This is a genomic window from Blastocatellia bacterium, assembly GCA_035275065.1.
Taxonomy (GTDB): domain Bacteria; phylum Acidobacteriota; class Blastocatellia; order UBA7656; family UBA7656; genus DATENM01.
In genome coordinates, this window is the sequence record DATENM010000129.1 from 51,464 (window position 1) to 68,468 (window position 17,005).

At 63.0% G+C, this 17,005-nt stretch carries 5 protein-coding genes; all 5 read right to left on the minus strand.

What is annotated here, in order from left to right:
• Nucleotides 1-60: 60 nt before the first annotated feature.
• Nucleotides 61-3,573 (minus strand): amino acid adenylation domain-containing protein, encoded by a 3,513-nt coding sequence (locus VJ464_24275; GenBank protein HKQ08264.1) that lies wholly within the window; start codon nucleotides 3,571-3,573, stop codon nucleotides 61-63.
• The gene (locus VJ464_24280; GenBank protein ID HKQ08265.1) at nucleotides 3,497-6,988 is read right to left on the minus strand and encodes an amino acid adenylation domain-containing protein; all 3,492 of its coding nucleotides are present in this window, start codon (nucleotides 6,986-6,988) and stop codon (nucleotides 3,497-3,499) included. Before VJ464_24280 ends, VJ464_24275 begins: the two co-directional genes overlap by 77 nt.
• Nucleotides 6,985-13,455 carry a type I polyketide synthase gene (locus VJ464_24285; protein ID HKQ08266.1) on the minus strand — a complete coding sequence of 2,157 codons (6,471 nt, stop codon included), beginning with the start codon at nucleotides 13,453-13,455 and terminating at the stop codon, nucleotides 6,985-6,987. The genes VJ464_24280 and VJ464_24285 overlap by 4 nt, the downstream gene beginning before the upstream one ends.
• Before the next feature lie 269 nt (nucleotides 13,456-13,724).
• Nucleotides 13,725-14,267, minus strand: a complete 543-nt coding sequence (locus tag VJ464_24290; protein ID HKQ08267.1) for a transcription termination/antitermination NusG family protein — start codon at nucleotides 14,265-14,267, stop codon at nucleotides 13,725-13,727.
• 490 nt (nucleotides 14,268-14,757) lie between these two features.
• A complete protein-coding gene (locus tag VJ464_24295; protein ID HKQ08268.1) occupies nucleotides 14,758-16,962 on the minus strand; it encodes a VWA domain-containing protein in 2,205 nt (734 codons plus the stop codon).
• Nucleotides 16,963-17,005 lie beyond the last annotated feature (43 nt).

Here is a 17,005-nt window from a genome sequence, read left to right on the forward strand (position 1 = left end):
CAACAAATGGGCGAGGGAGAGTGGTCCGTTATTACTTCGATTAGCGAATCAATCGCCGGCTTAGCTCGGCGAATTCAGAGGCTGCGTTAAACAACCCGAATCCCGCTGCTCCAGAATCGCGTTCGTGTCCCGGTCAGACAGTTGCTCGACCTGTAAGAAGGTCCAGGCGATCTCCTCGACAATCTCACTTCCTCCCCAGAGATCCGACAAGACTTTGACGACGCCGCTAACCGTCGGCGCGTCGAACAGGGCGCGAACCGGAACCTCAACCCGGAAAATCTCGCGCAGTTGCAAGACGACCTGGCTAGCCAGCAACGAATGGCCGCCGAGAGTAAAGAAGTCGCTGTTGATACCCACCTTGTCAATACACAGGACATCTTCCCATATCCTTGCCACCAGTTCCTCGGCTGGTGTACGCGCCGGAACAAATTCCTCTGTCGTCTCGACAGCCGGCCCACCACTCAAGGCGAGCGCCGCCCGGTCAACCTTGCCATTCGCCGTCAGCGGCAACCTGTCCATGACTAAGTATGCCGAAGGGAGCATATAGTCAGGCAGCCTTTCTTCTAAGTGGGCGCGCAAGCTCTCGGCGGTGAGCCGGTGCTGCGGGTCGGCGGCGACGTAGGCCAGCAGGCGTCGCTGGCCGGGGCTGCCTTCTCTGGTAACCACCACCGCCTCGCGCACCGCCGGGTGGCAAGCCAGTATGGCCTCTATCTCGCCCATCTCTACTCGAAACCCGCGAATCTTCACCTGGTGGTCGGCGCGACCGATAAATTCGATATTCCCATCTTCCAGGTAACGCGCCAAGTCGCCTGTCTTGTACAAGCGCCCGCCAGGCCGCGGGCTGTAGGGGTCCGGCACGAAACGCTCCGCCGTGAAGTCCGGGCGATTCAGGTATCCCCGCGCCAGGGCGATGCCACCGATATAAAGCTCTCCGAGCGCGCCCGTGGGTACAGGGCCGAGCAGTTGGTCCAGCAGATACATACGGGCATTGGCTATGGGCCTGCCGATGCAAGGGCGTGCCGCCCACGAGTCGGGCGCGCCTTGCAGCGACAGCGCCGTCACCACATGGCTTTCGGACGGGCCATAGTGGTTATGTAGCGTGCACGAACTAAAGTCTTCAAAGAAGGCGACGACGGGCTGGGTGATTTGCAACTGCTCGCCGGTCGTGATGACTTCCCTCAGGCATCTGAACAATTGTTTCCGATAGCGGTGTTCTTCGGCAAGCTGTTGCAGCACGACCACCGGCAGGACCATTTTCTCAATTTCGTGGCTGGCCAGAAAGCCGGCCAGTCGCGGGATGTCCTGGCGGAACGCCTCAGGGGCGATAAACAAGGTCCCGCCCGACACCCAGGTGGCAAACATCTCGTAAAAGCTGACGTCGAAGCTCGGCGACGCGAACTGTAAGGTCCTCGCCTTTGGCGATAACTCGCCCGTGTGCCATCGGATCAGGTTAGCCAGGACGCCCTGCGATAAGCTCACTCCCTTCGGCCTTCCGGTCGAGCCCGATGTGTAGATCACGTAAGCCAGGTCATCAGCCGTGGCCGGATTGATGGGACCGGCGTCGCACTGGCCGTTGGCGGCCTCTTGTTCCGCCTCCAGGCAGACGACGGTCGCGCCGCTATCGGGCAAACGCTCAAGCAGATGGGCCTCGGTCAGTAAGACGGGCGCGCCCGCCTCTGTCAGCATAAAATGCAAGCGCTCGGTCGGATAGCTCGGGTCCAGGGGCAGATAAGCGCCGCCGGCTTTCAGTGTGGCAAGCACGCCGATGCACATCTTCGGCGAGCGTTCAACGCACAGGCCGACCAGCGCCCCCGGCTTGACCCCGAGCCGCCGCAGGTCGCCGGCCAGAAGGTTAGCCCGGCGGTTCAAATCGCGGTAGGTGAGTTGCTCGTCGCCATAGACGACCGCAATGGCTTCGGGCGTTCTCGCCGCCTGCCCTTCAAACATCTGCGACAGGTTCTGGTCAGCCGGGTAAGCCAGGTCGGTGTCGTTCCACTCGGTCAGCAGCCTGCGCTGCTCAGCCTCAGTCAGCACGGGCAGTTCACTCAACCGGCGATCAGGGTCGGCGAGCGCCGCCGCCAGCAGCCGTTGATAAGCCTCGGCCATGCGCCTGATTTTCGGCTCGTCGAACAGGTCTGTGCTGTAATGGATGTGGCCGGTGAATCGCCCGCCGCTCTCTTGTATGACCATCATCAGGTCGTACTTGGCGGTCCCCATGTCGATCTTTTCTTCGCTGACGGTCAGGCCGCTTAACCCTGCCTGCGCCGTCAACCCTTGCTCCATGACAAACATCACTTCGACCAGCGGCCTGCGGCTGACGTCGCGGCCGACGGCCAGCTCGGCCACCAGCTTTTCATAAGGCAGCTCCTGATGCTTGTAGGCGCCGACCGCCGCCTCTTTTACCCTCGCCAGCATTTGCCTGAAAGTCGGATTTCCCGTCAGGTCGCCCTTGATGATCAGCGTGTTAACCATCAGGCCGACGATGCTTTCCAACTCGGCGCGCCCCCGGTTGGCGGCGACGCTGCCGACGGCCACTTTATCCTGGGCACAGTAACGTCCGAGCAACACCTGCCACGCGGCCAGCAGCGCCATGTATACGGTGACGCCGCTGGACTGGCTCAACGCTTTGACGCCATGACCGACCGCCGGACTCAGCTCGAACCTCCAGGCCGCGCCGCAATAGCTCGGCACAGGCGGCCTGGGGCGGTCGCCGGGCATATCCATAGACGGCAGCGAGCCGCCTAGCTGCTGCCTCCAATAGTCCATTTCGGAGTCCAGGTCGCCCCGGTTAATCCGCTCCTTTTGCCACGCTGCGAAATCGGCATAGTGCAGGTCCGGCTCGGTCAGAGGCGACTCGCCGCCACGGCCATAAGTCTCGTACAAGCGGCGCAGCTCATGGATGAGTAACCCTTTCGACCACCCGTCACAGATGATGTGGTGCAGGCTAAGCACCAGCAGATGCTCTGCCGGTTCGAGCTTGACCAGGACGGCCCTGATCAGGCGCGGCCGGCTAAGGTCGAAGCGCCGGCAGGCCAGCCGCCGCGCCTGTTCGCGCGCCACTGCATCACGGCCTGACCGGGCCACCCGGCACAGATCAACTACGGGAAGGGGGAGATGCCCCTCGTCCGATACGCGCTGGTAAGGCTGCCCCTCGACGACTTCAAAGGAGGTTCTGAGCACCTCATGGCGGCGTACCAGCTCATTGAGGGAGTGTTGTAGCGCCGGAACGTTTAACGTCCCGACCAGGCGAAGCGCGATGGCCTCGTTGTAGAGCGCCGTATCCGACGCCAGCTGGTCCATGAACCACAGGCGCTCTTGCGCGGGCGCGAGCACGCACAGCCCCGCCGTGGTTTGACGGCGCTGGGAAGCTTCCGTCTCTAAGCAAGCCAGGGAAGGGTCCAGCTCTTCCCTGCTTGGGAGCTCAGGCCCGCGCCGCGCCGGCGCGACGGCTCTTTCAGAAGATGGATGAGACCGCCGCCGCCTGGCTGCCGTCCCTTTACCTTCCCGGCCCGGATGGGTTGATGAGAGTGCGAATGCGATCATTGTTTCCCCCCTCGCTGTTGACCGCGACATTCGATGCCCGTTTGCGACAGGTTCGGATGTCAAGGTCCAGCGCCCTTGGCTCGTACCACATTCCATCCTGAAAAGCCCTCGCCAGGCTCCTGGGTGATGGGTAGCTGTAGAACTCCTCAATGCCCGGTCGGCAGTTGAACTCTTTTTCGAGCCGGGTCGCGATCCTGGTTATGTCAATGGAGTTCGCGCCCAGTTCGAGCAGGTTGGTGTCCGCGCCTACGTGATCTAGCTTGAGAACGTCGGCAATGCATTCGGCAATTCGCTCCTCGACCGACATGCCTCTTTGCGCCGGCGGGTCGGCGGGCAGGCTCGCTGTCCTGGCCTGGCCGGCCAGCGCCTTGCGATCAACCTTGCCATTGGCCGTGAGCGGCAGGCTGTCGCTGATGACGAAGGCCGAAGGTATCATATAGGCGGGCAATTTCTTCCTGAGAAAGCGGCGCAACTCATCAACGGTCGGGGCCGAGCCGGGGTCGGCAGCCAGGTAAGCGACCAGCCGCTTGTTTTCGCGCGCCCCCTCGGCGACCACCGCCTTCGAGCGCACGCCGGGGTAATTGCCCAGCGCCGCTTCGATCTCTCCGAGTTCGATGCGATAGCCCTGAATCTTCACCTGAGCGTCTACGCGGCCAAGAAATTCGATAGTTCCGTCAGGAAGATAACGGCCAAGGTCGCCCGTCCGGTAGAGCCGCTCGCCGGTGCGCGGGTGGGTGATAAAACTCGCCTCGGTGAGCCGGTCATCCCGCCAATAGCCCAGGGCCAGGCCGACGCCGCCTATATACAAGTCGCCGGCAACCCAGACCGGGCGCGGCTCCAGCGCCTGGTTCAAAACGTGGAAACGCTGATTAGCTAGTGGCCGCCCATAGGGAATGCTTGGCAGGTCGGTCGGCTGGCCGTCGGCCGGGTGGAAGATGGACCACACGGACGCTTCGGTCGCGCCCCCAAGGCTAATCACTTGAGCAGCAGGGGCAAGCGCCTTGATCCTGTCAGGCAGGGTGACGGAAATCCAGTCGCCGCTCAAGAGCACGAGGCGCAATGACCCGGCGGGCCGGCCGCCGCGGCCAGCCGCGCAGGCCACCAGCATCTCCATCACGGCCGGCGCAGAATTCCAAACCGTCACCTCCTCGCGGTCAATCAGGTCGAGCCAACGCGCCGCGTCACGGCTCGCAGAGGCAGCCGGCATGACGATAGTGCCGCCCGCCGCCAACGTCCCGAAAATATCATAGACGGAAAGATCGAAGCTCAGGTTTGAAACCGCCAGGACCCGATCATCTGGCCCTATCCCGAAACGCCTGTTGATGTCGAGCAAGGTGTTTACGGCCCCCTTATGATCGATCATCACGCCCTTGGGCAATCCCGTCGAGCCGGACGTGTAGATGACGTAAGCGAGATCATCGGGCTGCTGCGCCGGTTCGGGCGGCGCGCCGGCCTCGCCGGGCGGCTCAAAATCGACCGCCAATCGCTGTAGCTCGCGGGGCCATTCGAGGGCTTCGTCAACCCACGACTGGGTTAGCACAATAGAGACTTCGCCGTGGCTGAGCAGGTGCCAGAGGCGTTCCTGCGGTAAGCCCGGGTCAAGCGGCAGGTAGGCCGCCCCGGCTTGTAGGATCGCCAGAACGGCGGCGACCTGTTCCACCCCCTTTTCCATAACCACCGCGACCAGCGTGTTGGGGCGAGCGCCCATCAGCCTGAGCTTGCGGCTCAGGCCGTTGACTCTCGCTTGCAGTTCTTCATAAGTGAGCGAGCCGCTCGCCGCGACGACGGCGGTCTGCTGCGGTCGCCTTTTGGCCTGCTCCTGGAATAAGCCCTGCAACAGGGCCGGCGCGGCGGCCACTTCAGTCTGATTGATGGCGTCGCGCTGGCGGCGCTGAGCGGGCGGCAGGAGACTGCCGGACGGTTGCCGCCAGGCGCGCGGGTCATCACTCAGCCGCCGCAATAACGAGCAATAGGTCTCGAACATGTCATCGAGCAGGCGCTCTGGGAACAGGCTTTCGACCGCATCCCAGTTGAAGACCAGGTTGCCGCCCTCTTCGAGCACTTGATGATCGAGCCAGACCTGCGGCGTCTGGGTGATGCCGTACACAACGTCACCCATCCATAACGTCTTCTCCGTCCGCTTGCCGGCCTGGTGGGGCGACAACAGGCTGGTGAAGACGATGGGCAGGGCCGCGCCCGGCGTGCGCCCATGCGCCCGCGCCAGTTCGCGCAGAATTTCAACGCCGCTGACGAACCGGTGGTCGAGGTCTTCGAGCAGTTGCGCCTGCACGCGGCCAGCCCGCGCCGCGAACGAAATTCCCGACGCCGTGTCGACGGACAGCGGCACCAGCGACGTGAAATCGCCGATGATCTCTTGCACCTGCGGGTGCAGCGGCAAGCGGTTGAGCAGCGTCACGTTGAGCGTGAACTCGGGTTTTCTGCTCCAGGTCGCCAGCACGTCGGCAAAGGCCGTCAGGAGCGCGCCGGAAGGGGTCAGGCCGAGCTCGGCGGCATGGGCCTTGATTTGCGCCCACGCCCCGGCCTGCAACTGCCCCGTGCGCCGCACGAATCGGGGGCGGGCCTGCGAACCTGGGTTGTTGGCAAGCGGCAGGTCGGGCGCAGGCGGCAGGCTGGACAGACGCTTCGCCCAATACTGCTGCGATTGACGGTAAGACTCCGAATCCTTCAACTCGGCTTCCGCCACGACGTAATCCCTGAATTGCAGGTCGAGTGGCGGCAGCGGCGCATCGAGGTCGGCGTAGAGTATCGCCCATTCCGAAAACAGAATCTGCAAGCTCCAAACGTCGGCGATCAGTATGTCGAAGCTGAAGTGCAGGCGGACGCCGCCATCGTTGAGCCGCGAGGCACAAATCTCGAACAGCGGCCAGCGGTCGGACGGCAACACCTGATGCGACATGCGGTGACGAACCGCCTCGAGCACGGCGGCAGCCTGCTCGGCCGTGTGCCGCCGCAAGTCGAGGACTTTGATCTCGTAACGCGGCACCTGCTCTAGAACCTGCTGCCTGCCGTCCGCAAGTACGATGGCGCGCAGCATGTCGTGGCGCTCGATTAAACGCTGCAAAGCCAGTTCGAGCCGCGGCAGGTCAAGCTGCTCGGCCTGCACTTCGTAATACGCATGGCAACTGACGTTGCCCAACTCGACGGTGCCGCCGCGACCAATCCAGTAAGCCTGCTGAATGTCTGTCAGCGGGAAGGGCTCGTAGCGACGCCGCGGGTCGGGGATGGCAATGGGGAGCGCGCTGTCAGCGTCGGCCCGCTGAGCTTTTTCGAGCAACTCCATAACCGCGGCCTTGTGCGCCGCCAGCTTGGCCTGTAGCTCGGGCGTGAGCACCCCCTTGGGGGCGCGGACGCGCAGATGTTCGCCGTCGCTCCACACCTCGGCGTTCTGCCGGATCAGGTCAGTCAGTACTTCAGACGCCATCATATGCTTAGTTCCTCCCACGGCTGCGTCGCCCCGGCGGCGGCGCTGGCCATACGGGGCCTGGCCGGCGCGGCGGGGGCGGGCAATTGCTCAAGCCCTCGTGTAACCAGTTGTGCGATACTGGCACCTTTAATGAATTCCACTATTGGCAATCGGATTCCCAGGTTGGCCTCGATTCGCGTCTTCACCTCCAGCGCCATCAGAGAGTCCAGGCCGAAGTGATTGATCGGCTGGTTCACGTCCAATCTCGTTGGCCGTGCCTGGTCAAACCCCAGCACTCGCGCGAGCAGGGCGTTAAGGTAAGATTCAAGTAGCTCCTGGCGCTCCGGCGCTTCGGCAGCCAGCAATCGCTCGCGAGAAAGCTCAAGCCCGTTGCACGCGCCGCGCGGGTCGCTGGCGAGGCCGGCCAGGGCCGCCAGCCCGTGTGATTGCGGGCCGCTACGCCGCCACTGCTCGCTATCAAAATCCATGACCGCAACCTGCCCCGCTGAGCAGCAGGCCAGCAGTCGCTCGAAAACCTTCACCCCCTGTCGGGGTGTCAGGCCGCCGATGCCGCGCGCGGCCAGCCGTTCAAGGCGGTCGCCTTCAGCCGCCAATCCGACTTCGGACCACGGCCCCCAGTTGACGCTTAACGCGGCGAGTCCTTTTGATCTGCGATAATGTGCCAGGCAATCCAGGAAGGCGTTTGCGGCGGCATAGTTCCCTTGCCCGGCTGAGCCTAGCAGGCTGGCCACGGACGAAAACAGGATGAAGAAATCAAGCCGGGCGTCCATCGTTAGCGTGTGCAGATTCCAGGCCCCGGCCACCTTCGGGGCCATCACCCTATTGAACCTCGCGGCGTCGAGTTGCAGCAGGATGCCGTCGTCGAGCGAGCCGGCGGCATGGACGACGCCGCGTAAGGCAGGCATTCGCTGATTGAGGTCGCTCAGGACGGCCCTGAGTTGCTCCCGGTCGCTGACGTCGGCCTGAGCCACCACAACCTCCGCGGTCTTGCGAAGCGCGGCTACCGCTTCTTGAGCCGAACGAGAGCCGGACGTGCGGCCGACCAGGACCAGGTGCCTGGCCCCCCTGCCGACCATCCAGCCGGCAACCGATAGCCCGAGCCCGCCGAGCCCGCCGGTGATTAAGTAAGTTCCATCCGCATGGAGTTGGAAGGCTTCGTCAGGCGCGGACGCCACCTGCACCCTTTCGCCGCCCAGGCGGAACGCGATCTTGCCCGTGTGCCGGGCGTTGGCCATCATGCGGAACCCATCTGCCACCGCCCCTACCGGGAACGTTTCGAGAGGCGGGAGGCTCCCGCTATTGACCGCGCCGCTATTCATAGCTTCGCGTAGCAAGGAGCCTGCATAGGCGGGAGACTCGCGGATTAAGCAGGCAAGATCGATGGCCGAAAAGGACAGGTTCTTACGGAAGGGCGCGAGGCCCAGCTTCGCGTTTTTATAAATGTCCTGACGTCCGAGTTCCAAGAATCGCCCGCCCGACCTGAGGAGCGACAGGCTCGCGGAGATGGCTTCGCCGGTCAACGAGTTGAGCACAAGGTCAACCCCCTCACCGTGAGTGGCGCGGCGTATCTCGTCGGCGAAACGGAGTGATCGCGAATCGAAGACCTGCTCGACGCCGAGCGACCTGAGAAAAGCGCGCCGGGATTCACTGCCGGCGGTGGCAAAGATTTCCGCCCCGCGCTGTTGCGCCAGGCGCACGGCGGCGAGGCCGACGCCGCCGGAGGCCGAATGAATCAGCACGCGCTCTCCCTTTCGCAACCTTCCCAGGTGAATCAGCGAGTAATACGCGGTCAGCAGCGCCAGCGGCACCGTCGCCGCCTCTTCAAAGCTCAAGTGGGCCGGCTTCGCCAGCGCCAGGCAGGCCGGGATGGTCGCGTAGGAAGTAAAGCAGGGATGCGCAATCGCCAGCACCTCGTCGCCAGTTTTGAATCCGTCGACACCCGCTCCGACGCGGGCGACACGGCCTGCGCACTCCCAGCCAAAGTCCTCCGGCTGATCCGAAGGCAGGGCCCCCAGGGCCAGCATCACGTCTCTGAAATTGAGGCCGACGGCTTGAACTTCTATCTCGACCTCTCCGGGGCCGGGATCGCGGCGGGCGGTTTCGTGCCAGCCGAGCGCGTCGAGGTCGCCGGGCCGGTTTATCTTCAGGCCGAAGGCTTGTCCGGTCGCCGCCTCCACTTGAAGCGGCTCATTCAACCGAGCCAGGGAATGCCGGGCCAGCCTGCCGACATAGCGAGAGCCGCCGCGCAAGGCGACCTGGGCTTCAACGCTTGTGGCGCGCAGTTCTAAGGCGAGCGACTCCATCTCCTGCTCGGAAGCAGCACCCAGGTCAAGCAGTGAACAACAGACCTCCGGGTGTTCCTGGGTGACGACCTTCCCAAGCCCCCAGAGCGGCGATTGCGCAAGTGATAGGCTCTCGTTGCCGGTCACAGACTGCGCTTGGCGCGTGACCAGGCAGAGGCGCAAGCCCTGGGGCGGTCCGGCCTCGGCCAGCGCCTTGACGAGCAGGAAGGCGCTCCCCCAACCCAGTCGGCCTGCCGTGCCGAGTGACTCGCTTGAGAGTTCACCCGCCACCGTCGGGTCGAGGCTCCACAGGTGGACTATGCCTCGCACGGGCCGGTCGGACGAGCCGAAGACCGCGGCCAGCAAACGGGTGTAGTCGGCAAGGCTGGCAGCATCAATCTCGTAATGATCTGGCCCATGTTCAGCATAGGCCGAGCCGGCGATTACTTTCACGCACCGGTCGCCGTCGTCTTCCAAGGCTCGCAGGAGCCGCGCCGACGCGACGCCATCATCCGTGAAGATGACCCACACGCCGGGCGTCGCCGGCCGCGCCGGCCTCAGGGGTTCGCCGGGCTGCCATTGAAGGTCGTAGAGCAGCCGTTCGATGGCCTGTTGCTCGTCCGTCTCTTGCGGTCTCTTATCCAGACGCTTCATGCCCAGACCCGTCGCCCGCAATACTGGCTGACCCTGTTCGTCCAGAACGACGAGATCACCTTTCAAGACCTCGGCCCCTTCAGCCGCGCCGTCTTCTAACACCGCATAGGCCCACACGTTGCCACAAGGGCGCTGATAGACTTGCAACTTCTCAAGGCCGACCGGCAGGAAGACGTCTGTTTTATCGAGCGGCAGGGTGGCGGCCAGAGCCTGAAAGCAGGAATCGAGGAGCGCCGGGTGAACCTGATAGTTGTCGGCTTTCGCGCCCGCTGGTCCCGGCAGGGCGATGTCGGCTAAGGCGATTCGCCTGCCGCGCCAGAGTTGCTTGACGCCCCGGAAGCACGGCCCATATTGCAGGCCGCGCTGCGCCAGCATGCGGTAATGAACATCCTGCGAGAGGACGCAGTCGCAACGCGCCCGAATTGACTCGATGGCCGTAGGCGGCGGCGCAGCTTCCGTTTGCGCAACGCTCATAGCCCCCGCCGCGTGTAAGACCCATGAATCGGGGTCTTCGGCATTGGCAAGGCTGTAGACTTCAAAGGTCGCCCTCTCCGGACCCTGTTGCGACGTGACGAATTGCACGCGCAGGGGAAGGTCGGAGAGAATCAAGGCTTTCTTGAAATCGACCTGCTCCAAGACGGCCTGACGGCCCGCGAACAGCGCCTGCGCGGCGGTCAGGGCCATCTCAAGATAGGCCGCCGCCGGCAACACGACCGCGCCCTGAACACAGTGATCTTTCAGATAAGGAAGTCCCGCGCTGCTTAAATCAAATTCCCAGAACCGCGTCCCGCGATCCGCCGCCGAGCACAGGCCGCGATCTGGCAGCAGGCAATCAGCCGCCATCACGGCACTCGACCGCCGCGCTTGACTGTCATCAGGGCTCAGCCAGTAACGCTCGGCTTGCCACGCGTAGAGCGGGGGTTGAACGAAGCGCCCGCCGTCGGCATGCAGGTGTTCCCAACTTACCTCGCGGCCCGCGGCGTAGAGCGCGCCAAGTGACGCGAGCATCACGGCGCGCTCGTTTTCGTCGCGCCGCAACGAAGCCAACATCAGGGCTTGGCGCTGACTGTGCTGTGCGGCTTGTTGAAGCGGGCCTGACAGGAGCGGGTGCGGGCTGATCTCGATGAAGGTGTCATAGCCGTCCGCCAGCAGAGCCTGGGCGGCCTTTGAAAGCAGCACAGGCTGGCGCAGGTTTGCCGCCCAGTAGTCGGCGTCCAACATCAAACCGTGAGCCGGGCCGCCGGTCACGGTTGAGTAGAGCGGAATCGTAGCCGGTCGCGGCTCGATTCCGGCTAAAGCCTCAAGCAGGTCTGCGCGTAACAGGTCCATCTGCGGGCTGTGCGAGGCCACATCGACTTTCACAGGCTGGCAGAAGACCCCGGCACGCTTTAGTGTGTCCAGTCTCTGCTGTAAGGCGGCGGGTTCGCCGGCGATCACGGTCGAAGTCGGGCTGCTGCTGACGGCGATTGACAAGCGATCCTCGAACCCGGCGAGCGCCGCTTGCGTCTCCTCGAATGAGAGGCCGACGACGGCCATCGCGCCGCGCCCGCTCATGCGTTTCAACAACCGGCTGCGGCGGCAAATGATCCGTGTGGCGTCTTCCAGACGCAAAGCTCCGGCGACATGGGCGGCGGCTATCTCGCCCATACTCTGGCCCACGACCGCGTGCGGTTCGATCCCCCAGTGTCGCCACAACTGCGCCAGCCCGACCTGTATGGCAAACAGGCACGGCTGCACAACGTCAATCTCGCCCAGGCGCGAATCGGCTGGCTCTGCCGACAGCTCGGCGATCAATGACCAGCCGACCTGCTGCCGTATGGCCGCTTCACAGCGCGCCAGCGCGTCGGCGAACACGGGTTCCTGTCGCAGGAGTTGACGCCCCATGCCGAGCCATTGAGAACCCTGCCCGGGGAAGACGAAGACCGGACGGCTGACTCCGCTGGCCGTGCGCGTGTCGCCGACGGCAAGGGCCGGGTGCGCCCGCTGGTCGAGAAAGGTGCGCAGGTGTCCGCTCAGCTCGGCGCGCGAATGGGCGACGATGGCGAGTCTATGGCTATGATGCGTTTTTCGCACGTTGGCGCTGTAGCAGAGGTCCTCAAGCGTCGCCTCGGCGTTCGCCAGGTAAGCTCTATAGGTATCCGCCATGTCGGCCAGCCCGGCTGGAGTGTGCGACGACAGTGTTAGCAATCGGGCATGGCCGTCGCCGTCCGTATGGCCCTCGCGGCAGGAGGCGGCGGGCGGCGCTTCCCTTAAGACGACATGCGCATTCGTGGCCGAGATGCCGAAGGCGCTGACGCCGACGATGGCATCCTGTGCCGGCAAGGGCGTCAATTCACGGCAAAGCCGCAGAGGCAAGTCGCGCCAGGGGATGCTAGGATTCGGCGTATGGAAGTGTAAGGTGGGCGCGACCGCACGGTGTTCGAGACAGAGCGCCGCTTTGATGAGGCCGGCGATGCCGGCGGCCCCTTCGGTGTGGCCGATGTTGCTTTTGACCGAACCGAGGAGACAGTGGTCGGTTGCGCGCCGGCCATCGCCTAGCACAGCGCCCAGGCTTTGCACCTCTATGGGGTCGCCGATAGCCGTGCCGGTGCCATGCGCCTCTACGTATCGGACGGCGCTGGGCGAGACGCCCGCATTGCGATAAGCCTTATGAAGCACGGCTTGCTGGCCTTCGCGGCTGGGGGTCGCCAGGGACCCGCTGCCGCGCCCATCGTTATTGACGGCGCCGCCGAGAATCACGGCATAGATATGATCTCGGTCGGCCTGGGCCTTTGACAGACGCTTCAGCAAGACCACGCCAATGCCATCGCTGCGCGTAAAGCCGCCGGCATTGGCATCTGCGAACCGGCACCGACTGTCGGCGGCCAGCATCTTGGCCCGCGAGAAGGGCATGGATAGCTCCGGCAGCAAAACCAGATTGACGCCGCCGGCGATGGCCAAGTCACTCTCGCCGTTCCACAGGCTCTCACAGGCCAGGTGCGCCGCCACCAGAGAGGAGGAGCAGGCTGTGTCAACGGTCAGGCTTGGCCCTAGAAGGTCGAAGGTATAGGAGACCCGACCGGATAAGACGCTGCGCGCCGTCCCGGTCGCCACATGAAAATCAATTTCAGTGCGGTCCCGCAGGTGGTATTGGATGTCCTCGTAGTCCACCGTCGTCGCGCCAATGAAAACACCCGTATCGCTGCCCGCCAGGCGGTCAGGAATTATGCCCGCATCCTCAAGCGCCTCCCAGGTCACTTCCAGCAATAACCTCTGCTGTGGGTCCATGCGCAAGGCTTCCCGCGGGGAGATGCCGAAAAACCCGGCATCGAACCTGTCCATATCGCTCAGGAAGCCGCCCGCCCGGTTGACGATCTTGCCGGGCTTGCCCGGCGCAGGGTCATACACCGAGTCGACCGCGAAGCGCCCCGGGGGAATTTCAGTGATGGCGTCAACTCCGTCCCTCAGCAGCGACCAGAACGCTTGCGGCCCGTTGGCTCCCGGGAAACGGCAGCCGATGCCGATGATGGCTAGCGGTTCATGGCTGGGCACATGGCCGGCGGAACCTCCCAGTGCATTTTGCTGTGCAACTTCAGTAAGCATATGTCATCACCAGGAATAAGGCTTCGACAACTCCGAGCAGGTTACCACCTGTGACGCCAGCCCTTGAGACGCCCAGCGGCTTAAGATAATGAGCCAAGCGGGACAAATTAAGGCATGCAGGTATATGAATCCTGAAGCCTGCTGTACCGTCCGGCGCTAGCTCCTCAAACCTAGCGCCGGCTTAGGTTTCGCGATTTCGGTTCTCACGGTTCGAGTTTTCAGGCGTAGCAAACCGTATCGCTAACTTTGCGTAACATGCCGCGTTCGATGCGGACGCGGGCTCGGTAAAGAACAGTGTTCAGCAACACCTCGACGCGATCAGAATCCTTCATTTCCTTCTCAAAAACTCCGGTCAGGTTCTGGAAGACGCCCTCTTGAATTACCACCATATCGCCGGGCTTTATGCCGTCGCCGAGCTTAACGAAGCCATCTTTGCCGATACGGGAGCGAACCAGAGCAATGATCTCCTCATCGACCTCGGTCGGGCCATCGCCAAATCCCACCAACCCCTGCACGCCTCTGGTGTAGCGGATTTTGTGGAATAACCGTTCGAGATTGAAACAAGCGAAGACGTAGCGTGAGAACAGCGGCTTAACCGTGTACCGGGGAAGACCGTTGAATGCGTTGTAGGAAACATCACGGAACTGAGGTGAAAGCGTTTCGATATTCCAGGCGCGAAGATTGCTAATTGCCCGATCTTCTTGCTTCGGTTTGGTATGAATCAGGAACCAGGAGCGCTCGTCGTTGTCCAGATTACTCATAGCCATCCTCCAATTACACCGTCTGGGCTTGGCGCGTAGCCATATATCTTTAATCCGTCGGGAACCTGCGGATTTCAGTAGCTTCGTGCGCAGTGGAATACTACACAAGTGGGCTGAGTAAGTATTTATTAGCTCTTGAATTCTCTTTCAAGAATTATTGAAAACCGTTTTAAAGTTTTTTTAATTCATCCCTGGAATGGCTCAGAGGGGCCGGGAAACGACAAGGGAAGACATGGATCGCCGCCGATAACCGGGCGGAGGCCTACGCCGGTCCACTGCCGACCATCAGCGCCGGCAACCCCCAACGCTGGAGGAATTTGCGAGGAAGTGCCGCCTGTTTCAGGAGGCGAAAAAGCGGCTCAGACTCTCATGATGACTGCACCTCAGCTCGGGGCTAGACCGGTCGACAGATGCGCCCCTCGGCCGCGGCTTGCGGCCCGCAGGCTGGGCAGCGGTCTTGCGCTTGACGCGGCGGTTGCCGGACAGGAAGTTAAGGGACGACCTCGAATGAAGTCTCGCGGGTCTGCGCCGCTTTGGACTGCGGATCTTTCACAGAGATTCGCAAGGTGTAATATCCGGGCGTGAGGCGCGATGACGGGACGCGCCCGCCGAATTCGACCGAGTCGGCTTCCTTAGCGAGTACGAGCGACGACAGCGGCTTCCATGTATCTTCAAACACGACCTCTTCATCCTTCAGTATCTGCTCCTGAATCATTAGCCCCGCAGCGCTACGCTCGCCCAATCCCGCCTGGCGCGCCTTGCCGTAGTAGGCGAGGACATCGTCGCGCCGGAAGAGAAGGAGGCCGTTGCGCACGCGCGGCTGTGACACAGCCTGCTTGGCGGCTTCTGTCGCTTTGTCATCGGACGGCAACCTGGCGGTCGAGATGCTGCTCAGAATCAGCTTCCTCGATTTAAGATCGGGCACTTCAACCCAGGTCGAGGCCGTGCCCATCTTGCCGGTCTGCGAGTCGAACACGCCGACGCGTATCTGGTAGAGGCCGCGCTCCAGGCGCAGGCGTTTGGTATAGCGGTAGACGTCCTCCCGCGCGCGGTCCAGTTGCTCGCGCGACAGGCGTATCTGTACGGCGTCCTGCAAGACGTTGGTTGTCCGCCCCGATGAATCGAGCACGCCGGTCAGCAAAGTAAAACTGGTGACGAAGCTCTGGCCTTGTTCTTTGTAGCCGAGATTACGGGCTGCGACGAAGACGTAAACCGACACCTGCGCGTCGTCGCTCGACAGCCAGAGGAAGTCTGCTGAAGCGTCTACCCCGATCTCTGTGGCGGCTAAAGGCTCACCCATTGTTTTGATCAAAGACTCACGCGGATCCGTCGGCAAGGCGGTCTTCTCTTTGAGAAGGTCGCTGGTCAAATAACCGCTCTGCGTTCGCACACGGTAATCTGGATGACCTTTGACGCGGACATTGATGGAGCGGAAGCTCTTCTTGTCTTTCGGCGCGGTCGGGTAATAAGCGAGCACGTAATAGAATCCGTTGTCGTCGAGCGCCTTGCCGAGCGCGCCTTTCAGGTCGTTGGTCGTCAGGAAGGCTTCGCCGCCGGTGCCTTTCGCCAGCCGCTCCAGGCCGGCCTCCACCTCGCGGTCGCCCGCCGCAAAGTAGCCGGGCAACAGGTGAGCGAGGTGCGGCTCGGACGGCACACTCGTCGTTACGTCGTACATCCTATTGCCGTGCAGCCCTTTTGCATTGACCGCGTAGACGACGACGCCCGAGCGCGTGGCACGGCTGATCGCGGCGCGCAGGTCGTCTGAATCGGTCACGCCCGATTCGTCGAGCTGTGTGAAGCCGTCCGACAGCATTAAGACCATCCGCTGGCCGGGCATCTCGGCAATGCGCGCGGCGACCGCCTTCAGCACGGACAGCGTTTCCCGGCGCAGGTAGGTCGCTTCGACTGAAATCTGTCGGGCTCGCGATTTGGCGAGGTTGGTCACGAGGGACTCAAAGTGCGGGTCATCAGGAAGGTGCTCTTCCTGCCTGACGATACTCTTGGCCACTTCTATGGCGTTGGCGTCTTCGGCTTCGACCTTGGCCGCGAGGAAGGGCGTGTAGGCGCTGTCGGAGCGCGACGCCGGGAAGTTGCTCAGCCGGTTGATCGCTGCCCGCAGCACGCGCTTGTCTGAGGTGAACTGGCTGAACAGGCCCAACCCGCCGCCGGTGGCGACGACCGCCGCCAGATCTTCGTCGCCGAGGCGTTCGTCAACGAACTTCAGCATATGCTGTTTGACCTGCATCATGCTCGCCGTCGTCATGTGCAGTGTGTCAACGAAGAGGGCGACCGTGCGTTTCGGCCTCGCGGCAGGCGGCACTTGCCGGCGGCTCGCCGGCGACGCGCCGGGCGGGCTGGTGGCGAGCGCGCCGCTGATCTGTTCGGCGGTGAAGAAGCTGACGACCTGCTTTCGGCCATCCTCTGTGATCTCGAAATCGTCTTTGGTGAGGTCTGTGATCGGCTTGCCCTGTTTGTCGGTGACCACGGCGCGAAGCTCGATCAGGTCGGTCTTCAGGCGGATTGGCTGGTCTTGTGACTCTACTTTATTGGCCGCGGACTGCGGCGGCCGCGCGGCCAGCGCCGCCTGTGTGAACAGCATCACCACCGAGGCGACGCACCAAAGGCGGCGGCGTTGTGCGCTTCTCTTTTTGAGGGGAGCCTTAGCCCGGATGGCGGGCGAATTCTGATTGTTCATGCAAGCTCCCCTTCCCTGCGACTATGAATCATGTTCGTGATGG

Excerpts from the sequence above, each read along its gene's own strand:
- VJ464_24275 (HKQ08264.1), bottom strand. The coding sequence starts at position 3,573 with ATGTCGCGGTCAACAGCGAGGGGGGAAACAATGATCGCATTCGCACTC.
- VJ464_24280 (HKQ08265.1), bottom strand. The coding sequence starts at position 6,988 with ATGATGGCGTCTGAAGTACTGACTGACCTGATCCGGCAGAACGCCGAG.
- VJ464_24290 (HKQ08267.1), bottom strand. The coding sequence starts at position 14,267 with ATGAGTAATCTGGACAACGACGAGCGCTCCTGGTTCCTGATTCATACC.
- VJ464_24295 (HKQ08268.1), bottom strand. The coding sequence starts at position 16,962 with ATGAACAATCAGAATTCGCCCGCCATCCGGGCTAAGGCTCCCCTCAAA.